The following is a 21554-nucleotide window of genomic DNA, read 5'->3' on the forward strand; positions in this document are numbered from 1 at the left end:
GTGTATTTTTGAGTAAAACAGAAATCACAGAGGACCCCAGGCCGTTAACCCAGGTTAATGAATATTGGATAATTTATCATTGATTAGCCATCGGTTAGCCCCCGCCTAATATTCCAAAGGAGGGGCTAACGGACGACGCGGGGTTCCTCCCCCTCCCTTCCGACTTTCGGAATTATTTTGAACGATCGCCAGGGCTTGAAATAACTGATTTACATCGTCAAAAAAATCCCCGGACGTGCCACCAAATGTATATCCATAAGTGGCCAAAAATTCTTCTTCCACCCCGTTTTCAATGGCGATATTATGAGTATCAATCGCGGTATCATCTACAATATAACCTCCATAATCTTGAAGAACCTCGAATAATTTTTTCCCCGGAATCGTTTTTAATCCAAGAGTTTCTGCGGTAACATCTGGGGGAATGGCAAGCAACGCACCCATGACTAAATTGGGATTTGACCCCCCATAGCGGGAACGGCTATCGGGATTAAACGCATAAGCATCGGCCCGAATCGCAGGCCATCGATAGCCCGGGGGATTATGATAAAGATACTTATGGGCGTAAATTAACAGCTTTAAGGCATGACGAATGGGAGGCGCTTCCGGTAGAAGTTCCCCCAGGCGAATCGTCCCGCCAATGCTCGATAATCCCGAACCCCCTTGTCCTCCGGTGATTCCCGGCCCATAAATATCCTCTGGGCCCGGGGTTGGATGTCCAAATACCGGGCCCCCGGGTTCGCATCGAGTCAGAGGATTCATTTGAATCAAGGTTCGGCCATCGGGGGCTAAAAAGGCCGCCGCATTATTGGGGGTTTTGGTTGGGGTTGCGTCGGATAGAATTAAATTATGCGGAACGTGAATTTCTCCGAGTAATTTCCCTCCGAGTTCACAACGTCCCGGTCCCCAATTGAGGGGAAAATACCAGGGAACAACGGGGTCGTTATCGGTGGTGATGATGAAGTAGTTCACTTCTGCGGAAACCCAGGGTGATGGACCGATTTCTGCTGGAATATATGCAGCTTTGGACCCAATGGGCCGATTCCAAATGCTATGGCAGGAAAAGGGCCATTGATGTTTATTTCGCGGGCTACCGGGACCGCAACTGTTGCTCTCTGCTGAGAGGAGAGTTCCACTGAGCACACTTGCCACCAGCAGCATCATTACAAAATAACTAATTTGACTTTTGTGCTTCATCGCCACTTTTTCAAATCTCTTAATTAATCAAGGTTAATATTCTTTCAAAAATACCCGTATCGCCGTGAATTATATATAAACATTTTTAAAATTTTAAGAATAGAATGAGGGTAGGATAGAACATCACAAGGTATTGATTTTTTGTTGGTTTTATGGCAGTTTTACGCGACGACGCAGGGTATGAAAGAAGCGCAAAAATTTGCTGTAGTTTTCCGGTCCTAGTCCGGCCATTAAGGCGATCGCAATCCGCAGACGCAGATACTCGCGCTGCCAACGTACTTGAGGGTCTTGGGTAACCGCTTGAGTGGCAAATTCCTGGGATTTTTTGTAATCTTTTTGGACGCTTTGTAAGGGTTTCCAGGCCAAACAAAGATAGGCTCGGGCATAGCTGGCTCCCTTAAGATATTGGTAATGGCTAGGGGCCGCAGCAAAGGCTTTTTCAATCACCAGGCCATAACTTTGTTCCATTGCGGCCCAATTTCGGGAAGCACTCTGGGAATGTTGCCGGTAATAAACTAGGGGTTCGGATATGGCTTTAAAGGGATAGTGTAAGGCAATTCGCAACCACATATCCCAATCTTCTACGAAGGAGCGTAAATTAATATCGAATACGCCACAGGTTTCAAAACACTGGCGACGCACCATTGCCACACTGCCACTCTCGACAATATTTTGCAGGATGAGATGCTCCCAAACATGGCCTTCCTGGGAATTTTTAAATAGTCTGCCCGTAGGGATGCCATGTTCATTGATGAGGGCTACCCAGGTATAAACCAATCCAATCTCTGGATGGTTGTCAAGGCATTCTACTTGTTTTTCGAGTTTAGTCGGATGCCATAAATCATCCGCATCTAAAAAGGCTAAATAGTCTCCCGTTGCGGCTGCAATTCCGGTATTTCTAGCTCCGGACAAGCCTTTATTAAGTTGAGAAATCAGTTTAATCCGAGGGTCAGTTTGTTGAGAGACCCATGCTTCCGTGCGATCGGTACTGCCATCATTAATGATAATCGCCTCAAAATCGGAATAGGTCTGATCCAGCAAACTCTTGAGAGTTTCCGGCAGATAGGTCATGGCATTATAGGCGGGAATAATCACGGATACTTTAGGCATGAGAATGGTTTCCTAGGAAAAAGAAAGGGGATGAGGGTTGGGGGGAAGAGTTGAACAGGCAACTAAGGAAGTTGGCGATCGCCTCTCGTCCCAATCCCAACCGGCAATGGCAACCATAGCCCACCAATATAAAAATAAGGTGGTATGAGTCCAGATATTCTCGGTGATCATTCCCACCGGAATCGAGAGCCAAATGGCTAACAACGTGAAGCAAAAATTGCGCTGAGCACTCCCGGCAGGAGCAGCTCGAATCAGCCAAATCAGGCGGGCGATTGTGATCAGTAACAATAACAAAAACAAGATAAACCCCAGCACTCCGCCTTCTACAAGAGCGCGAACATAATCATTATGAGGTTCAAGACCATTAGCACTAACATATTTGTTCGTCCCCAGTCCAAATCCTAATAAAGGATAATCCTGCCATTGCTTAATTAAATAAGTCCATTGGGCTAAACGCCAATTGAAGCTATTGCCATCTCCTTGGGCGAGGAGAATTGCTCGCCAAAGCTCCATGTCTGGATTTCCGAGGGGGGTTGCTCCCAGGGAACCTAGGCGTTCCTGTCCAAATTCGGTACTCCCAAATAAAGCAATAATCAGTCCAAATCCCACGATTCCACCGAGCAAACTGGGCAGACTCAATTTTGGGGCAATCAAGGCTAAAATTAAAGTCGCCAGCATCATTAAGCCGAATAGAGACTTGGTATTCACGAACAAAAATGCAATCACCGCGAGGGCGATCGCCCAGGGCCATCTCGGTTTAGACTCCTGCTGTTTCCAATAGGTTAATCCTAGGAATAGCACCAGGAAGGTGGTAAAGGTATTGGGATGACCTAGGGTTCCATTAATCCGAGAACCGGCTTCAAAGGGCAGGCCCTCGGTATTACCGGCTCCATAGACCAGCATCGGAGGCAGGACGGAAGGGGGTAGAGCCAGTTGTAATATAGCCACAAAAGCAGGCATCACTAAGCCCAAAAACAGACAAGCGATCGCCTGTTGGGGAGTCACCCGGCCCTTAAGCTGCATCACTAACAAGTAGATCATCAGCCAGGAAAAAATCCGCACCCATTCCCGAATCGCCGAGGATAAAAATGAGCCATCGAATCCCAAACCGCCCAAGGGGAGGAGGATGACCCACAGCCCTTGGATCAGCAACCATGCCAGAAGAAACCACCAAAACCCATCCACCTGTAACGGTTTGTGAATCAGCAGCCGGACCAGAACATAGAGTAACGTCAGGGCAATCATGCCCAATGCCCAGAGTGCAGGCATTTGTTGTGCGGAAAATACATCCAGGGAGGTTCGCACAATCAATAAACCGAGAATGGATACCTCGAAATAGGTAAAAAAGAAATATACCCCACCGGCAGCCACAAAGGGTAACGCCAGTAAAATCGGTTGAATGATTCCGATCGCCGTCCCCATTGCGCCGAGGACTACCCCAGCCAGGGTTCCGAAACCCGTTAGATAGCAACCCATTGAGGGCGGTTTAGGACTTGCCATTGTTTAAACCTTTGGCGACAATTGGGGGGGTCTGTGGTTTCCAGGAAGTGAGATGGAGTGCCTTCTTGGCCTGATTTTTTAACGGGTAAGTGGAGCCTACGGATTGGGCAACCGCCTTCTGATAAGATTTTTCGGTTTTCGCACTCATCTGATCGATGGCAAATCCCAACAGGGGGATACCATTGTTTTGTAAATAGGCGATGGATTTGACTAAGAGTGATTTTTGGGTAAATTGCGGTCGCACGATCGCCACCAATCCCTGACTATGTTGACTCAAAGCATGGGCATCAGCGCAGTCAACCAAAGGCGGTGTATCTACAATTACCACGTCATACAGGGAGGCGGCTTCGAGCAATAAGGCTTGCATCCCCGGAGATTCTAGAAACCCTGCCGGACGCGCTTTTTGAAGCCCACAACTCAGGACCCACAGATTTTCAATGGCGGTGGGTTGGACGATTTCTACTAGGCTGATGGCATGGGTAATTGCATCGGTGAGTCCCGGTTCGGCAGCCACCCCACAAAGTTGGTGCTGACTCGGTTGATGGAGGTCCGCATCGATAATTAAAGTTCGCCGAGACAGCATGGCTGAAACTGCGCCTAAGTGGGAGGCTACCACAGATTTTCCTTCCCCAGCAACGGTGCTGCTGACGACAATCGGGCGCAGGTTATTTTGGGTCCGAAACTCTAGGGTTTTTAGGAGGAGGCGGTAGGGTTCTACTAACTTGGTGTTGTCTAAAAAGTGGTCCGGGTTCGTCAGGGCGATCGCCTCCGGTGAGATGTCTGGCAGAATGCCCAACAGGGGGAGATTCAGCAGTCCTTCGACTTCCCAGCTTTCGTTCACCCGGGGGTCAATCAGTTCTAGCACCAGCATGACGGAGATTCCCAGGATGGTTCCAGCGGCGATCGCCAGGACTAAAATAACTTTCTTTTGGGGACCACTAGGCAACAGTGGGATCGTTCCTTCTTGCATGATCCGCAGGTTGCTCACCAGTTGCGCTTCTGCCAGCCGCGCTTCTGCCAGCTTGTTTTGTAAAAATTTTAAAGATTCGATCGCCTCGTCTCGCTCTCGCATCAGGGCCGAAAGTTGTTGTTCCTTGATCGGAAGGCGATCCAGTTCCATTTGCAGGGCGATCCGCTGCGATCGCAACCCCTGGAGTCTCTGTTCCAGTCCCCCGCGTTCCGTTTCAGCCCGGATTAATATCCCGGTCATCTCTTGGCTGAGGGGGTCGTTGGATTCGGTGGCGACTGCTCCCGGGCTGCTTTGAGCATTGGGAATCCTTGCTTTCTGAGTTTCGTACTGCGATCGCACTTTGACCTGTTCTTGACGGAGCAATTGCACTGCTGGATGTTGCTCTGTAAATCGAGCCCTTGCTTGAATCAGTTCCGCCTCAATTTCACTGAGGCGATCGCGTAACTTTTTCAGACTTTCATCTTGTCCGATTCTCCCTTGGGCATAAGCCTCTGGAATATTTTCAAACCTGCCGATTTCCTGGATACTTTCTAAGCGCTTTTGCGCTTCTTCCAGTTGGGCAACTGCCATACTTTCTTGCTGTTGAATGATCCCAATCGTATCCAACAGACTTTTGGTCTGTGCCTCCACTGCCACTAAGCCACTCTCTTCTCGATATTGGTTTAAGGCAATCTCTGCCGCTTCTGCGATCGCCCGCTGTTCTGGAAGCGCTGATTCTAAAAAGTCTCGAATCGCTTTGGCCTCTAATTGAATCGCTTCCCGGCTTTTTTCAACCGTAACCTCCAATAAACTATTAACCAGATTCATCGCGATTTCCGGGTCCTCATCTTGATAACTCAGTTCCAGGATATTCGTCGCTGGAATCAGTTTGATTTTTAAGCCTTTCTTAAATAGACTTACAGGGGGTAACCCTTCGACATTTCCCAGATTCTGTTCTAATTTGACCCGATCTACGGCAGCCGTGAGCCATCCTGGAGATTTAATCAATTCCGATTGAGTGGCCAGGGGGCTTGACCCTCCGGGAGTATGACTGGAAAGCTGGGAAAGGTTACGGCCTAGTTCGGAGACACTTACCTGTTTTTCATCTAAAATCAGCCGTCCTTTGACTTCATAAACCGGGGGGGTCACCACTAAATAGGCGATCGCCACAGCGAGTGCCGATACAAAGGTTGCTAAGGCCGGTACAGTCCGTCGCCGCAAAACTGACAGTAACATTGTAAGGCTTTTGTCCATGACACCCAAATTTTCTGAGTCATTATTTCCAGTCATTCTATCGAGTCATTATAATTATTTATCCTGGCCTCGTTGTCGAGCGGTACAGTCTCTGACTCTATCCGTTTTACCTCACCCTCTAATCATTGAACCCTCTTTTGACCTCTAATATCTGCTCCGGGGTATCTGCCTTCTTTATTTGGGCAAGCTGACCTTGATCGATCACTTAAAGGATTAGCAAAATCATCGGTTCCAGCCTTAGTTTACCTCCAGATATCCCCGGTTTATTTGGGGACTGAATCTTCCTCATTATAATCTGGATGTTTTGTCCTGTTAGTTTTTTATTAAAATTTCATAAAATGATGAGTCTAACCTCCTAGCCTAGGGGTACTCAACCCTTGAAAATCCGGGTTTACCGATGGGGTTTACTCCCTAGGGCATTTGACCCCACATTTTCGGGTTTTTCAGTCAGTGGGCCAATCCCATCTGATAAAAATTCCCCATTTTTATCGGCCTGACCTCCAATCTCAGTCATTGCGGGTTATGTAGGGGCAATCCCCGGGCTGTGCACCATGAACTTGCCCAAGGGTGGCCCAGGGTCCCAGTTCTGTGAGTGAGTCCGGATGTGATGCAACCACTCCCTCTTAACGACGGGTAGACAGGGGAGGGGCCAGTTTTTCTGTACCGTTTGCTACCGGCACCTTGTTTAACTGCTCCACTGTTCTGAGTTTCTGGCCAATCTTCGCATACAAGGATAAATTCTCGAAGGCAATCCGCTCCCAGCTATGGTTCTGTTTAACGTACTCTTGCGCCCGCGAAGCCATTGCTGCCAGTTGCTCCGGTTGAGAGATGGCCTGATTAAGCTCTTGGATACAGGATTCCAGATTGCCCGCTTCAAACATCAATCCCCGGTCCTCTCCAATCAGTTGCCGATGGGGGGGGATATTACTCGCGAGGACGGGAATTTGTTCCCGCATGGCTTCTAGCATCACCAGGGGCAAGCCTTCCACATCGGACGGGAGCACGAACAGTCCGGCACCGCGAACAATCTCAGCGACAGACTGACCGTGAATTTCCCCGGTAAAGGTAATCTGGGGATTTCCCTGGCTGATCTGCACTAACTCCTCCCGGAAGCTAGGGGTATCGCTGGCTCCCCCAGCCAAGACGAGCTTCCACCCCGGGGGTTGCAGTTTGAGAAAGGTTTTGAGGAGCAGATCCGGACGCTTTTCGGGAACCAACCGGCCTAAGAACAAAATGTAACGCTGGGGTTCTAATCCCAAGGAGGTCAAATAGGGTAAGCTGGGGTCAGATTCAAGATAGGTAGCCGGAGCAGTGGGAATGTAGCTGGTCTCGATGCCGTAGGTATTCCAAAAGTAAGATTGCAGTTCTTTGGAAACCACTACGATTTCGTCCGCAAAACGTACTGAGGCTCTTTCCCCTCGATAGATCATCTCACTGGAAAGTTTGCCCCACTTACTGCGCTGCCAATCCAGTCCATGACAGGTGACGACAACTTTTGCCGATCGGGTCAGTTTGGGGAGCCAGCAAAAGATGGCAGGGCCGAGGGCGTGAAAATGCACCACATCATAAGTGTTCAGGATGGAGGCGATCGCCCCCAATCCAGAAGCAAAGAATGCATCCACTCCTTTTAAGGGAATCGAAGGTAAGGAGATCACGCGCACTCCCTGATAGTGATAGGTTCCAAAGTTGGAACTTTGGGTATAGCTCTGTCGAGCGAACAAGTCTACGGTATGACCTTGCTCAACCATGCCCGGATACATTTCTTCACAGTAACGTTCAATGCCCCCTTGGAGGGCTGGTAAACCTTTTGCACCAACAACAGCTATTTTCATGGGTTTAAATTGTTGAGGAGTAAATCAATTGAGTTGCAAACTGTAAAATTTGGCGGCAATTGCACTGAAGTTCTAGCACTGAAATAAAATGCAATGCTAATCCCCTAAAATTCCGGTGACAATTGCCAATTTGGAGTGGATGGTGATATCAACTGGAGTAGGCGGAAGAGATTGCGATCGCGTTGCGGGACTGCCAACGGTGCAGCATTTGGCGATAAACTTCCTGGACTATACTGGGTGCACTATAGGGTTGCACCGTTCGCATACAAGCTTCTGAAGAGTACAGGTCCGGATTCGCCAGGACTCGCCGTAAGCCATCAGCGATCGCCGATGCTGTTCTTTCTTTGCAGACTATCCCACTCTCTGCCGAGAGCAATTTAGGCGTTTCACCACAGTCGGTTGTCACAACCGGAGTGCCGCAGGCAAGGGCTTCGAGAACGGTGACGGGTAACCCTTCATAGACACTACTGAGCAAAAAGGCACTGGCTACTCGATACAGTTGAGCCAAGCGGTCCGAGTTGACGGCACCGAGGAGGGTGATGCGATCGCCCAAGTTCAACCCTTGGATCTCCCGTCGCATCTGTTCTTCTAACTCTCCGGCTCCGGCAATTAGCAAATGCACCTGGGGATCAGCTAAGGCGGCGATCGCCTGAATTCCTAATACCGGGTCTTTTTGAGGATGCAATCGTCCGGCAAATAATAAGAATCGCACCGTTTCTGCTAACCCGAGTTCTTGAGCCAGTTCCCGGCGTTTGAGTTCCCGTTCTTCCCTCTTTTCTGGATAGAAACTCTCCGGGTCAAATCCATTCTTTAAAAAAGCCACCCTTGCAGCTAATTCAGGATAGGCTTCCCGATAATGCTGCGCCGACTCACTATTACAGGAATACACCTGCTCAAATTGTCTAATTAGTAACTTTTCTACCGCAAAATATACTCCTGGAAACCGCTGCCACAGAATCGCTTTCCCCCCCAAACTGCGATCCATTTGCTTGCGGATATCGTTGTGAATAAACAGGGTTTTATCCCCCGCCCAGTTTAGGCTGGCTAAGGTGGGTTCTATTCTATGAAAATGCATAAAATCCGAGGCAAAATTCTGCCGGAGCAAGGAGGCTCCGTAGGCAATTGTCGTCGGAATCAACTTCCTGACATTATCCTCGCCTACTGCAATCACCGGCATAAATTCAATCGCTCTTCCGGCATATTCCGTCGATTCCCATATCCCCAAGGCAGATCCCGGCAATCCGGTCCCTACTACCCTCACCACAAATTCATCAGGAGCATATTTAATAAAAGAACGGATAACAGTCTGAATGCCACCGATACTGCTCTGCCACGGATTAAATTGATAAAAAATTGTCAAAACTGGCTTACTCATGCCTTAATCTCAACTCCCTCCTTTTTGGCAATGCTGTAACTCATTGGATGATTGCCCTCAGTTACCCGAGGACCATATTTCACGGTTTCCCTAGATCAATCTAGGGGTTGAAAAGCATCATCCCTAAATGGTCAATCCCTTGAGGCACTCTTCCCAGAAAATTCTGGACAATCATGACCCCAAGATGTACCACCCTAAGTGTTTATGACAGATTCCCTTTAACAGGAGGAAGCCCTGATTCCTCCATCTATCCTCGGTCCCTAGGCGAAGATAGAAAATATGTTCGACTATTAAACTGGATTACCCATAATCCACGTTGTCTCTTAGTGGAAGCACAGGAGAGTTATTTTTGGATTAAACCGTATTCACTGTTCCTCTTCCCCCATCTATTTTGCCATCACCGGAGTTATGCCCCTTATCCCATTCTTCTGGAGGAAGCAATGCCCGTTTGGATTATGCATCCTCCCTGCTTAATCCCCGATAGGCTGCGTTAGCCTTGATAAAAATCTACACTAACTTTAACAGCAAGTAAAGGGAAAGTAAAGAGGGTCACAACACTCGGGGCCTCTTACCGTCGTTATATTTCCGGGAAAACTATAACACCCAAAGGTTTCGGCTCTCAACTTCCTGAAAAAACCGGCATAAAATTCTCATCAAGGAAGAGGGGGGCCAGATCAACGCTATCACGGTTGATGAGCAGCCTCATTTTCTCCCTCAAGTATATCGGACTGATACAAAAAGAAGATAATCCAACCTGCCCTGTATTAGCTCTATCACAGGTTGAAAGGCTAAGGAGGATGCCTGCTTCTATATTTCGGTAGATGTGCTTTTGGGGTCCAAGAACTACGATTGAAACCGCAGAAGAATTATAAAAACATCAGGAATAAGGAGTTATGAAATTCATATCGGATCCAACGACGGCGGTTAAAATCGAGAAAATGAAAACTCGATTACGATCGCAACATCCCCTGTTGTTTTCTAAAGGGATCGATCGCACTCGCTTCGAGCTGGATGACGGCAAATCAGGCGATCGCGAGTTTTCCTTTCTCGTGATTGGGGATAGCGGATCCGGACGCCACATCAAAAACAATCCCCAACGCCAGATTGCTGAACAGATGGTCCGAAACCAGGACAATTGTCGATTTATTGTACATACCGGCGATGTGATTTATCTGGTGGGTTCTAGCGAATATTACTCCCAAAACTTCATCGAACCCTATCGGGAATTTATCGTCGGTGGAGAACATCCCGATCGCATCGCCTACAACAACATGGTATTCAAACTGCCGATTCTCCCCGTCCTCGGTAACCATGATTACTATGACCTCCCTCTGTTGTACGGGGCGATCGCCCAAGCGGCCCAACCCCTGCGCCATCTGCTGCGAGGCCACTTCAATCTCGATGTGGGATGGCATGGTTCTGACCAAGGCAAAGCCTACGCCCGAGCATTTCTAGACTACCTCAAGGACATTCCCGACTTCCAACTCGGCACTCATTTCGATCGCCATTACACCGCCCAAACCGACACCGGACGCTGTTTACGATATCAACCGGGCGAATTTACCCGCTTACCGAATCGCTATTATACCTTTCGCTATGGGGGCATCGACTTTTTTGCCCTAGACTCCAATACCTTCAATGAACCACCCCCCCTTCCTGACACCAAAGAAGGACGTCAATACCGGCGCTTGCTGGAAAAACGTCGCGATGAATTGGAAGCTCAACAACTCAAACTCACCGCGCGATCGCAAACACTCAACCCCGATAATCCCAATCATGCGGAGCAACTCGATGAACTCGAAACCAAGTTAGAGCAAATCGAAGAAATGCAACTCGATATTGAAAAACAACTAGAATCCGATGAAAACACCGTAACCGATATTGAACAACTCAATTGGTTCAAACAACGATTAATTCACTCTTGGAATACCGAGGAAGTGCGCGGACGAATCGTGTATTTTCACCATCCCCCCTATGTAACCGAGGAAACGAAGTGGGACCAAGGTCAGACCCTCGCCATTCGCCGTCAACTCCGGTGGGTTTTAGATCAGGTAGCGGAGGCGGTGGGGGACCAAACCCAAGGACGGCCCCTCCTGGACCTGGTACTCACGGGTCACGCGCACTGTCTGGAGTATTTACAAACCGGAGATACGGGACACGCCGACTCCCATATTAATTGGATTGTCTGTGGCGGTAGCGGATATAGTTTGCGCCGTCAGCGCGAAGAAGGTGGCGACTTAACCGAGTTGTTCCCCGAAACTGAAGAGGAGCGCCTGGTGGCCCGCTCGAAATTGTTTCTGGGGCGCAAGGGTCGGGGTTCGGATAAGCAGCGCCCCTACTCCTTCTTGCGCGTCGAGGTCCTGGAGGGGTCTCCCCCCAAGTTGCGGATACAACCCCTAATTTCCGAACGAACTCACCACAAATGGCACGATCGCCAGGGCGAAGCATTTATGATTTAAGCCGGTCCCCCGGTTTTGCGATACAGGAACCCAGCTTTTTCCAGTTGTCCCCGGTTGACTGCTTCATCCAGCAGGATGGTTGTTGCTTCGATGTTCAGATTCAGGGCCACGGCAACCTCGGGAACGGTGATGGTTTCCCAGTGGGTGGCATAAGCGATCGCATCGGTGACCGATCGCTGGGGTTCGAGATCTGGTGCAATTTGGGTGATGGCATCTCGCAGGACTGAATAGGGACGATATCCCATCATCAGCAGCGATCGCCCCGAACTCGGGCGCAGCATGATGCTAGGAAACCGGGCGATCCCGCTATAGCGCATTTCTTTCAGGTCCTGGCGAAATGCTTCCACAGAATTGGGATGGTCCAAATCCCTCTCAAAGCGACTGCCATCAAAACCGAGTTCGGGGTTCAATTCCGCCCCCAGTTCCAGCAGAACCTCCCTCTGAGCAATATTCCGGCCCTCCAACATCACCGCCTCGCGCAGTCGCCGCAAATAGGACTCCTCCACCTCGGGGCCTTGTTGTGAGGCGGCTTTCACGGCCATACAGGCGGGATAGGAGGAAGTAGGGGGGTTTTTCACCCAGATTTTCTCATCATTGGGCATTCCCGTGAGATGTCGGACCTGGATCCAAACTGGACCCATCTGTATGGGACGGGAAATATGGTTGAGGGGGTCGCTAAATTGTTGCCAATCTCGGAGGAGTCCCCCCATTGAATACCGATAGACCAGGCGATCGCCAAATTCGTAGCGCAAGCGTCGCCACTGGGGTTCTACCGCCCAACTCCAGGAACAGAGGGGGTCGGTATAGTAGATGATTTCAATCGGTGCGACGGGATTTGAGTTTTCGCCTAGGGTTTGGGAATCCGGTGAGTTCTCCAAGGAGGCGACTGGGGGATAAGTTTGCATGATTAATGACCTTTGTTATAAATAGGGGTTGAATTGAGAGGGGCGATCGGGATTGTGATAATTTTTGAAACAGGCGATCGGCAGGTTAGCCGATATTTTGTTCGGAAACCATGAGAATTCCCCTTTCTTGAGGGGAAAGGGGAATTTTTATGGCTTGGGGTTAAGCCTTCAGGGGTGGATCAGATTCAACCGCGATCGGTGCGATCGCTTAATCTCTTCTACTGATCCCAAATCCGGTTGGTAATAGTCGGTTTTCTGTTGTAGCCTGCGGAGGCAGGCTTTGTTCGTGTAGCCCCAGGCTTAAGCCTGCGGGTTTTTACAGACCTTTCACAACCGGATTCCGTATGAGCCCTTACCGAGGCGATTTCGGACTACTCAGATTCGTTTGGGGGTAGGAAGACCACTGGTTTGGTCCTTTCGGGGTGCCTGATTTCACCTCCGCAGAACGCTTCATACTCAGTTCTTGTTCCTTTTTGAACGCCTGTTCTTCCGTCAGATTCGTCCCTTCACTCGTCTGATTGCGGGTCATCCCTTCCGTCTTCACCACATAATCGAGGGGGTCATCCACATACACCCAATTTTCCCCATCGGGCCAAGACCCTTGACCTTCATTCCAAGGTCCGCGAGCACTGGTTCCATTGGACATATTAAAGTACAAATGACTGTAGCGCGGGTCAGCTTGTAGCACTCCCGGTGGGAAATTGGGCTCAATAGTTTCCAAGGCTGCGGCGAACATTTTGTAGTGAGAAACTTCCCGCGTCATTAAGAAGCGCAGGGTGTCTTTGACTTCCGGATCATCGGTAAATTGCATCAAATATTCATAGACAATTTTCGCCCGAGATTCCGCCGCCAAATCCGATCGCAAATCAACCGTCAAATCCCCATTGGCATCCACATAGCTTCCTGACCAAGGCACACCCTGGCTATTGGTGACCGCTGGACCCCCACCAGATACCGCTAAAAATTGCGGTCCCGTCATCGCCAGTTGATGGATCAGGTCCTCGCGTCCGCTCTTGTCTGTACCCATAAATTGCATGATTTCGCTGTTTTCCGCAGCGTTTTTCAGGTCTCCATTGATGCCATCCAATAACATGGTCACCAAGGCCCCGACAATCTCCAGATGGCTAAACTCTTCCGAGGCAATATCCATCAACATATCGTATTTTTCCGGGTATGCCTGACGCGCCGCAAAGGCCTGGACAAAATACTGCATCGCTGCGGCGAGTTCTCCGTTAGGACCGCCAAACTGTTCTAGCAGTAAGGTGGCAAAGCGGGGATCGGGTTTCGATACCCGCGCATTAAATTGTAATTCTTTGACGTGATAAAACATTTGATTTCCTTGGGATAAAATTCTACTTCTTTAGGGGGAGGGCAATTTTGTATTTGACCTTTTCATTGGATCAAACCACAACGCTAGGGCTAATTTCTCGGGCCAATTCTCCTCACCTAAATAACCAGGTTAGCGACTGATGAATCCTTCAGTTTCTACCCCAGGGATGAACCTGGGTCATAAATTATCTATTTTATCCAAGTGAATCAAAAAAAATCTTTAACTCATCATTAGCCAATTAGGGACATAAATTTCTTGTTTACTCAAGACTTAGGCATTTTCCTGTATCCCAAGGTGCGGGAGAGAAAGAAAATTTCCCATAATATTTCGGGTTACTACTTTAAACATGACGAGTTGTGAACATAAATTATATCTAAGGAGGGATGAGATTAAGTCAAGAATAGATTACCCTAACCTTGATGAAATTAGGTGTGAAAATCTTGAATTTGATTGGGGATCTTCAATGGAGATTGAGGTACATAGCGGCCTTGAATTAACCAGTCTGAGGTATGGGTTGGATGGGTCAACTCAGAGCAAACAGTGGACTGAATAATTCCGGGAGAGGGACCGCCAAGAAGGGGACAGTCCTGGGGAGACGACTGCCCTTGGACCCTCAACACCAAAGGACGGCGATCGGGACCCTAGTCAGCCGTGGATCCTAGACTCGGGCTTTTTGGGCGATCGCAAATCTGTTTCCATCCTCCAAAGCCACCCCAAACATGAGAAAATATAAATCTCAGCCATAGAATAACCACAGCCCTAGGAATTTGACTGGGCCTGAGTTCCCTGTGGTTTTTAACCCAGAGTCCAAATCAACCAGACTCTTGGGGCAACAACCGGATTCAGTCCCCGGAAACACCAGAGGCGATCGCCCTTCCCGCTTTACCGGGATTGCTGCCAAATCGTCATGATCGCAGGTACAATCGGTACAGTATCCATTCCCAGGAGCCAGACACTCCCATCGGAGGGTCTTTTTTGTAGTCATTGTTAATCAGGAGCAACAAAGAAGCGTGTTTGATTCAGACGCCGACCCCCAATCAGCATTCCCCAAGGGATTTGCCCTCAAGGGTCAGCCCTGGAAAATAGGTCTCCTGTTGCCTGTTTTAGCAAGCTCAAATTCTCGACTCTGCGCTATTACTTATCCTCATTCCCTATCTTAAATATCTTTCATGCAGACCGAAGCCTTTAGTGAGCTTTTCCCGCTATTTAGTGCCGCCAATCCAGAAACCCTGGAATGGCTTTTGTCCGTTGCGGTTGAGCACGAATATCCATCAGGCAGAGCAGTCTTAATGGAAGATGCCTGGGGCAATGCCGTTTACTTTGTCGTCACCGGATGGGTCAAAGTCCGACGCCTCTATGGGGACAATGTAGTAACCCTCGCCATTCTCGGTCGAGGTGACTTCTTTGGGGAAATGGCAATTCTCGATGAATCGCCCCGTTCCACCGACGTGATTGCCCTCTCAACGGTACAACTCCTGAGCGTTTCCGCCCAGCGGTTTATCCAAACCCTGTTTAAAGACGCTCAACTCCATCATCGGATGCTCCAACTCATGGTCCGACGACTCAGACAGACTAATTTGCGCTTTCAATTGCGCAACCGTCCCCCAGCGGTTAAACTGGCCAATACCTTAGTTTCTCTGGCCGAAAACTATGGACAGGCTACCGAGAAAGGGACAGAAATCTACAATATTCCCTATAAAGACTTAGCAGATGTCACCGATATTGGCGTCGAAGAAACCAGCAAAATTATGGAAAAATTGAACGCCAAAGGCTGGATTAAAATTGATGAAGCTGCTGAATCTCTTTATTTGGTCAACCTCAAACAGTTGACCCACTTAGCGGGCCACGTTTGAGCGATTTTTAGCGAAAATATCCAAGGTTAGGGGCATTCTAATCGCAGGGAAGGGGATTAGGCGATCGCGCCTGAAGCACTCACCGCCATCCAATCAAACGTGGCGAATCGACAGTCTAACATACTGCCCCTAACCGAGTCCAGATTAGCCGATAACCTAACAAACATAACCGATGACTGAAGCAACGACAATTCCACCGAGTACGATGCCTCGAATCGCACCGGATGTTTACTATCAGGTGGCGATGTATGAGCCAGAATCTCATCTGTTTGACGTGATGTTAAAAGTGCGGGGATGGCGAGCATCGGTCCTGGATTTGAAAATGCCCGTATGGACTCCCGGTTCCTATTTAGTGCGGGAGTATGCCAAACATCTCCAGGAATTCTCCGCTGAAGACGCCAACGAAATTGCCCTACCTTGGCGCAAAATCAGCAAAAATCACTGGCAAATCGAAACCCCAGAACTCTCGGAAATTATTGTTCGCTATCGCATCTATGCCAATGAACTTTCGGTCCGAACCAATCACCTAGATAGCACTCATGGCTATTTTAACGGGGCTGCCCTATTCTTTTATATCCCCGGGTTTGAAAAAAGCCCCCTCTCCATCCAGATTATCCCTCCAAAACCGGAATGGCGGGTTACCACTTCACTGCCCTCCAAATCGGGACGTCCCCACACCTTTACCGCCCCGGATTTTGATACCTTGGTGGATAGCCCCTTTGAAATTGGCACCCACCAATCCTACTATTTTGAAGTCGAACATAAACCCCATGAATTAGCCATTTGGGGCCAAGGAAATATCCAAGCTGAACGGCTGATTTCTGATATTGAAAAAATCATTGAAACCGAAAGTCGGCTATTCGGCGGGTTACCTTACGATCGCTATCTGTTTATCCTCCATCTCTCCTCCCAAGGCTATGGCGGATTGGAACATAAAAATAGCTGTTCTTTGAACTATCCCCGCTTTGGCTTTAGAAATACCGAAAAATACAACCGTTTCATCCAATTAGTCGCCCACGAATTCTTTCACTTGTGGAATGTCAAACGCATTCGCCCCAAACCCCTGGAAGTCTTTAACTATGAAGGGGAAACCTACACCACATCTCTATGGTTTTGTGAAGGAACGACCAGTTATTATGATATCTTGCTGCCCCTGTGGGCGGGGATTTATGAGGCGAAAGTCGCTTTACAAGGGCTGAGTAAAGATATTACCCGCTTGCAAACCCTCCCCGGACGTCGGTATCAACCCTTGAGTGAATCCAGTTGGGATGCTTGGATTAAATTATATCGCCGGGATGCCAATAGCGATAATTCCCAAATTTCCTATTATTTGAAAGGAGAATTAGTCTCTCTGTTGTTGGATTTGCGGATTCGGGCAAACTCCGGCAACGAGCGATCGCTGGATCAGGTGATGCAGCAAATGTGGCAACGGTTTGGTCCTGAAGAAATTGGCTTTACCGATGAGGAACTCAAAGCAATTATCGAATCCGTTGCGGAAGAAGATTTAACCGACTTCTTTAACGACTACATCCACGGGACTGCGGAATTACCCCTGGAGGAGTATCTGCAACCCTTTGGGTTAAAAGTGCAACCCGTTGAAAATAATGATGCGGCACCGTTTTTGGGCTTGACAGTTAAGACAGAAAATGGTAGAGCGGTGATTAAATTTGTGGAAATGGGTTCACCGGCACAACGGGCGGGAATCGATGCCGATGACGAGTTACTGGCGATCGATGGAATGCGCGTGACGGCAGAAGATTTGGGCGATCGCCTGAAAGACTATCAAACCGGGTCCAAAATCCAAATTACGGTTTTCCATCAAGAACAATTACGAACTGTTGAGACGGTTCTCGCCCTACCCCGTCCCACCACTTACAATATCGTCCCCATTCAGAATCCCACCGCCACTCAACAGAATAATCTCAAAGGGTGGTTGGGGAGTTCGGTGACGCAACTTAAAGGGTAAATGGGCGGAAAGGGGATAACGACTGAAGTCGTTACTACGAACGGGGGGATAACGACTGAAGTCGTTACTACGAACGGGGGGATAACGACTGAAGTCGTTACTACAAACAATAGCCTCAAGTCTTGTGTTTTTGTTCGTAGTGACGACTTTAGTCGTCTCTTCGGGCAACCCATTTCCTAAGATAATCTTACGTTAGAGGGCGAACCCGGCGATCGCATGATAAGGTTTTGCCACAAGTTCCCATGTTTTGAGGAAAGAACAATGGTAATGCAACCCCCACCCCCACCTTCCATCACCCCCCGTCAGATGAACCTGTTACGAGTTGTAACGGCAATGGCATGGGCGGATGGTGAACTCGCGGCAGAAGAAGTCGATATCATGCTCGATCGCTTTAGTCGCTTATTTTCCGTCAGTTCCGAACAACAAACTAAACTCAAAGAAGAACTGCGGGACTACATGATGCAAAACATCCCCCTGGAAGAATTAATCCCGAAACTCGCCACCCAACCGGAACGGGAACTGGTTCTGCAACTCGGCTATGAAGTCATCGCCTCCAGTGCAAGGACTCCCGATGAACCTAATATTAATGCTGAAGAAGCTGAAGCCTACCAAAAACTCGTTTCCCTCCTGAATTTGCCCCAGGATGTCGTTGGGCGTGTCGAAGCCGAAGCGGAAAAAAGTTTACAAAATGAGGAAGGAATTATCGAAAAACTTGCCTCTCAACTTCAAGCCTTTTTGAATCAATAATATCAGCTTAGATACTCATCTATGGAGGGATATCCAGCATAGAAAAGGGTACGGCAATGCCGTACCCTGCTCACTGAGAGGGCGTTTGCGGATAAAGAAACGACTGAAGTCGTTACTACAAACAATCCCATCAACTTCTTATACCCAATCCGGTTGGTAATAGTCGGTTTTCGCTTTTAGCCCGCGCAGGCGGGCTTCGTTCGTGTAGCCCCAGGCTTGAGCCTGCGGGTTTTTGCCGGATTACGCGCTCATTTCTAGCATTCGTTGAATCGGGCGTAATGCTGCTATGCGCGTTTCCTCCGGTAAGGTAATCTCCGGGGCGCGATTTTTCATCGCCAGATATAACTTTTCTAAGGTATTCAGCCTCATGTGAGGGCATTCATTACAAGCACAACTATTCATCGGTGGCGCAGGAATAAACTGTTTATCTTGCGCTTGTTTTTGCATTTGATGAATGATTCCCGGTTCCGTGGCAACAATAAATACTGTGCTGGCACTATTTTGAGCATAGTTTAACAATGCACTGGTTGAACCGACATAATTCGCATGGCGCAACACCGGGGGTTCACACTCGGGATGAGCAATGATTTGCGCTTCGGGATGTTGAATTTTAAGCTGAACAATTTTCTTTTCAGAAAAGGTTTCATGCACCATACAACTGCCTTGCCATAAGACCATATCCCGGCCCGTTTGCTCCATCACATACCGACCTAAATTGCGGTCTGGGGCAAAAATAATCGGCTGATTTTCGGGAATTTGGCGCACCAGTTTAACGGCATTAGAACTGGTGCAGATAATGTCGCTCATGGCTTTAATGGCCGCAGAGCAGTTAATGTAAGAGATAACAATATGATCCGGATGAGCGGCTTTAAATTCCCCAAAGGCATCGGGAGGACAACTATCAGCCAGGGAACAACCGGCATCCAAATCGGGAAGCAAGACCAGTTTATTGGGATTCAAGATTTTGGCCGTTTCTGCCATGAAGTGAACTCCGGCAAAGACGATGACATCGGCGTTCGTATTGGCAGCTTTGCGGGCCAGTTCGAGGGAATCGCCAATATAGTCAGCAATATCCTGAATGTCGGGTTCTTGATAGTAGTGGGCGAGGATAACGGCATTGAGTTCCTGCTTCAGGGATTCAATGGCGGCAAATAAATCGTCTGGAATCGCGGAGGTTTGGGCAGAATTGGGCGGGGATAAAGTAGCAGTAAACACAATTTTCAGGGGGTGAACTTGCAGTTCTTTAGGGTGTTATTCCTAATTATAGTATTTTTTACCAAAAAGAGTCGAGTCTGGGGTCCCGATCCTGACAAGGTTAGTGCCTGAAGAGGGTTTGGAGACCAAACCCCTACATGAGGGAGAGGGCCGCCTAATTTTCTAGGGAAATCTTTTCCATCCCCAGTTCCCGACTGCCGGTTCTCGCCCAACGTGCCGTGGCTTCGTTGCCCTTAAATTCATAATCCAAGACGGCGAGGTTACTGCTAGTCCCCCAACCGACAACTAGCCAATCATCCACCCGCAAACCGATCCCGCGATAGGTTTGATCTTCTACATTCCAGGTGACTTGATAGATATCGCGGGATTCGGTAATGGTTAATTCTCCACCGAAGGCAGAATCCTCTTCTCCAGGGTCTGTACTCTGAATTTGATAGGAACCTGCTAACTCTCCCGATCGCCCTCCGGTGGCTCGTTCGGTCCCCACTTCACCATTGACGGTACTGAGGGTCCATTTGCCATCTAAGGTGCCATCGTCCTGGATGCGATACAGGGCCACACCATAAATCTCCTCGTCTAGTCCGGCCCCCACCAGTAACCGGCCCTCTTCATAGAACCCCAACCCGGAATAATTGCCTTCGGAGGTTTCCCAAGAGACTTGATAGAGGTTGTCAGTATTTCCAATAGCTGTAATATCCAGGCTACCCGTGTAAGCTTGTCCCCGGGGAGTTCTGGCTTCCTGAATCTCCCAGACTCCTTCGAGGCGATCGGGTGCGGACTGTCGCCGCCAGAAAAATGCAGTTTGATGGGACTCTAGTTCCTGAATCACAGGCTGTGCGATCGCCCCGATGGTGGGGGATGCAGGCAGGGTCAACACCATCAGGACACTCAAGAGATAACGGGCTGTCTTGCGATCGGTCATGATCGGATTTCTCCTTTGTTCAGTTGGATCAAGGGTGAACTGGCGGGTCTTTTGGAGGAAACAGATCACTCCAATGCCCGGTATGAAGGGTGATGACCCCGTTGTAGTCCGGAGGGTTTCGCGGGGGTCGGAGTCTCCCGCTTGGCCGGATCTTGGCCAGATAGAATCCTCTATCGACTCGGGGTCATTCATTGGCTTTCCCTATATATGGAGTTAAATCCCCGAAATTTTCCTAGGTTCGAGGCTGTAAAATCTCTCAATCGCAGTTCAGGCAAGGGCTTAAGCCCGGTTTGAGAGACAAATCATCTATGCCTTAAGGAGTAATTTTGAAAAAAAACTTGAAAAACCCTTGACATTTGATTTTAAAACGGTAACAATGAATACAGAAAGTAAATCGTTCATCCCTCACCACAAGCCAGTTCAGCTTTGAACGGCATGAAGCTGGCAAGGGACGGAAGTAGGGAGTCACTCCCGAAGGAACGCGCCTCAACCTACAAACAAGACTCTATTAGGAGGCGAAAAACATGAAACTTTCATATCGTGGCACCACTTACGACTATACTCCCGCAGAAGTTGATACCATCAGCGAAGGTGAATTGGCTGGTAAGTATCGCGGGTTAGATTGGAAATTCTGCAATCAAAAGAAAGCTCCGGTCCAACAAACGACCGTGGAACTGAAGTATCGGGGAGTTGCGTTGACCACTGGTGAACCACAGTCCGCAAAAACCTCGGCACCGGAACAAGCACGTCGTCTGATGATGGATCGGCAAGTCAAAGGTGACAAACGCCAACGGTCAATGTTGAGCCGTTTGACTGCTGAACTCAAGAGCGTTCCTGTTCTTGCCCATTAAGGGACCGTGATTCGAGACCCAGCCTGGTTAGCTCAAGGCTGGGTATCAATTCTCAACAACTTAATTAATCTCAATATCTCCCATCTGGGGGG

At 48.8% G+C, this 21554-nt stretch carries 16 protein-coding genes and 1 riboswitch; of the genes, 5 read left to right on the top strand and 11 right to left on the bottom strand.

The features are described 5' to 3' along the window. Nucleotides 1–105 precede the first annotated feature (105 nt). The 6 genes from NG833_RS12670 to NG833_RS12695 form a co-directional block, all read right to left on the bottom strand. Entirely contained in the window at nt 106–1194 is a 1089-nt protein-coding gene (locus NG833_RS12670) for a hypothetical protein (protein WP_254565649.1), read from the bottom strand. 150 nt (nt 1195–1344) lie between these two features. After that, a complete protein-coding gene (locus NG833_RS12675; RefSeq protein WP_254565650.1) occupies nt 1345–2304 on the bottom strand; it encodes a glycosyltransferase in 960 nt (319 codons plus the stop codon). A 12-nt stretch (nt 2305–2316) separates the two neighbouring features. Next, the gene (locus tag NG833_RS12680; RefSeq protein ID WP_254565651.1) at nt 2317–3804 is read right to left on the bottom strand and encodes an O-antigen ligase; all 1488 of its coding nucleotides are present in this window, start codon (nt 3802–3804) and stop codon (nt 2317–2319) included. Beyond that, the gene (locus NG833_RS12685) at nt 3791–6043 is read right to left on the bottom strand and encodes a polysaccharide biosynthesis tyrosine autokinase (RefSeq protein WP_254565652.1); all 2253 of its coding nucleotides are present in this window, start codon (nt 6041–6043) and stop codon (nt 3791–3793) included. Before NG833_RS12685 ends, NG833_RS12680 begins: the two co-directional genes overlap by 14 nt. A 587-nt stretch (nt 6044–6630) precedes the next feature. Then, on the bottom strand, nt 6631–7839 hold the full coding sequence (locus tag NG833_RS12690; RefSeq protein ID WP_254565653.1) for a glycosyltransferase family 4 protein: 1209 nt from the start codon (nt 7837–7839) through the stop codon (nt 6631–6633). Nucleotides 7840–7987: 148 nt separating this feature from the next. Beyond that, nucleotides 7988–9214, bottom strand: a complete 1227-nt coding sequence (locus NG833_RS12695; RefSeq protein WP_254565654.1) for a glycosyltransferase family 4 protein — start codon at nt 9212–9214, stop codon at nt 7988–7990. Nucleotides 9215–10152: 938 nt separating this feature from the next. Here NG833_RS12695 and NG833_RS12700 point away from each other — a divergent pair. Next, the gene (locus NG833_RS12700; protein ID WP_375293908.1) at nt 10153–11673 is read left to right on the top strand and encodes a metallophosphoesterase family protein; all 1521 of its coding nucleotides are present in this window, start codon (nt 10153–10155) and stop codon (nt 11671–11673) included. On the opposite strand, the gene NG833_RS12705 is transcribed toward NG833_RS12700, so the two are convergent. The 3 genes from NG833_RS12705 to NG833_RS12715 form a co-directional block, all read right to left on the bottom strand. Then, on the bottom strand, nt 11670–12578 hold the full coding sequence (locus tag NG833_RS12705; RefSeq protein WP_254565656.1) for a DsbA family protein: 909 nt from the start codon (nt 12576–12578) through the stop codon (nt 11670–11672). The genes NG833_RS12700 and NG833_RS12705 overlap by 4 nt on opposite strands. Nucleotides 12579–12930: 352 nt before the next feature. Beyond that, on the bottom strand, nt 12931–13908 hold the full coding sequence (locus tag NG833_RS12710; protein WP_254565657.1) for a manganese catalase family protein: 978 nt from the start codon (nt 13906–13908) through the stop codon (nt 12931–12933). A gap of 736 nt (nt 13909–14644) precedes the next feature. Beyond that, nucleotides 14645–14893: a hypothetical protein gene (locus NG833_RS12715; protein ID WP_254565658.1), complete on the bottom strand. Its 249-nt coding sequence runs from the start codon at nt 14891–14893 to the stop codon at nt 14645–14647. 184 nt (nt 14894–15077) lie between these two features. Between NG833_RS12715 and NG833_RS12720 the strand changes: the two genes are divergently transcribed. The 3 genes from NG833_RS12720 (at nt 15078) to NG833_RS12730 (ending at nt 18474) form a co-directional block, all read left to right on the top strand. Then, a complete protein-coding gene (locus tag NG833_RS12720) occupies nt 15078–15761 on the top strand; it encodes a Crp/Fnr family transcriptional regulator (RefSeq protein ID WP_254565659.1) in 684 nt (227 codons plus the stop codon). A 172-nt stretch (nt 15762–15933) separates the two neighbouring features. Then, the gene (locus tag NG833_RS12725; protein ID WP_254565660.1) at nt 15934–17727 is read left to right on the top strand and encodes a M61 family metallopeptidase; all 1794 of its coding nucleotides are present in this window, start codon (nt 15934–15936) and stop codon (nt 17725–17727) included. Nucleotides 17728–17994: 267 nt separating this feature from the next. Then, nucleotides 17995–18474 (top strand): TerB family tellurite resistance protein, encoded by a 480-nt coding sequence (locus tag NG833_RS12730; protein WP_375293909.1) that lies wholly within the window; start codon nt 17995–17997, stop codon nt 18472–18474. Nucleotides 18475–18714: 240 nt separating this feature from the next. Here the strand turns inward: NG833_RS12730 and nadA are convergent, their stop codons facing one another. Together nadA and NG833_RS12740 are read right to left on the bottom strand one after the other, a co-directional pair. Further along, nucleotides 18715–19689, bottom strand: coding sequence for a quinolinate synthase NadA (gene nadA, locus NG833_RS12735; RefSeq protein WP_254565662.1), 975 nt, complete (start codon nt 19687–19689; stop codon nt 18715–18717). A 154-nt stretch (nt 19690–19843) separates the two neighbouring features. Continuing rightward, on the bottom strand, nt 19844–20611 hold the full coding sequence (locus tag NG833_RS12740) for a hypothetical protein (RefSeq protein WP_254565663.1): 768 nt from the start codon (nt 20609–20611) through the stop codon (nt 19844–19846). A 393-nt stretch (nt 20612–21004) separates the two neighbouring features. Continuing rightward, nucleotides 21005–21097, top strand: a riboswitch (Glutamine riboswitch). A 38-nt stretch (nt 21098–21135) separates the two neighbouring features. Here NG833_RS12740 and NG833_RS12745 point away from each other — a divergent pair. After that, nucleotides 21136–21462, top strand: coding sequence for a DUF4278 domain-containing protein (locus tag NG833_RS12745; RefSeq protein WP_254565664.1), 327 nt, complete (start codon nt 21136–21138; stop codon nt 21460–21462). Nucleotides 21463–21554 lie beyond the last annotated feature (92 nt).

Source organism: Oscillatoria sp. HE19RPO, assembly GCF_024220515.1.
Taxonomy (GTDB): domain Bacteria; phylum Cyanobacteriota; class Cyanobacteriia; order Cyanobacteriales; family Laspinemataceae; genus Laspinema.

Coding starts and splice junctions, on each gene's coding strand:
- NG833_RS12710 (WP_254565657.1), bottom strand. CDS start 13,908: ATGTTTTATCACGTCAAAGAATTACAATTTAATGCGCGGGTATCGAAA.
- NG833_RS12700 (WP_375293908.1), top strand. CDS start 10,153: ATGAAAACTCGATTACGATCGCAACATCCCCTGTTGTTTTCTAAAGGG.
- NG833_RS12675 (WP_254565650.1), bottom strand. CDS start 2,304: ATGCCTAAAGTATCCGTGATTATTCCCGCCTATAATGCCATGACCTAT.
- NG833_RS12670 (WP_254565649.1), bottom strand. CDS start 1,194: ATGAAGCACAAAAGTCAAATTAGTTATTTTGTAATGATGCTGCTGGTG.
- NG833_RS12720 (WP_254565659.1), top strand. CDS start 15,078: ATGCAGACCGAAGCCTTTAGTGAGCTTTTCCCGCTATTTAGTGCCGCC.
- NG833_RS12740 (WP_254565663.1), bottom strand. CDS start 20,611: ATGACCGATCGCAAGACAGCCCGTTATCTCTTGAGTGTCCTGATGGTG.
- NG833_RS12690 (WP_254565653.1), bottom strand. CDS start 7,839: ATGAAAATAGCTGTTGTTGGTGCAAAAGGTTTACCAGCCCTCCAAGGG.
- NG833_RS12745 (WP_254565664.1), top strand. CDS start 21,136: ATGAAACTTTCATATCGTGGCACCACTTACGACTATACTCCCGCAGAA.
- NG833_RS12680 (WP_254565651.1), bottom strand. CDS start 3,804: ATGGCAAGTCCTAAACCGCCCTCAATGGGTTGCTATCTAACGGGTTTC.
- NG833_RS12705 (WP_254565656.1), bottom strand. CDS start 12,578: ATGCAAACTTATCCCCCAGTCGCCTCCTTGGAGAACTCACCGGATTCC.
- NG833_RS12685 (WP_254565652.1), bottom strand. CDS start 6,043: ATGACTGGAAATAATGACTCAGAAAATTTGGGTGTCATGGACAAAAGC.
- NG833_RS12725 (WP_254565660.1), top strand. CDS start 15,934: ATGACTGAAGCAACGACAATTCCACCGAGTACGATGCCTCGAATCGCA.
- NG833_RS12695 (WP_254565654.1), bottom strand. CDS start 9,214: ATGAGTAAGCCAGTTTTGACAATTTTTTATCAATTTAATCCGTGGCAG.
- NG833_RS12715 (WP_254565658.1), bottom strand. CDS start 14,893: ATGACTACAAAAAAGACCCTCCGATGGGAGTGTCTGGCTCCTGGGAAT.
- NG833_RS12730 (WP_375293909.1), top strand. CDS start 17,995: ATGCAACCCCCACCCCCACCTTCCATCACCCCCCGTCAGATGAACCTG.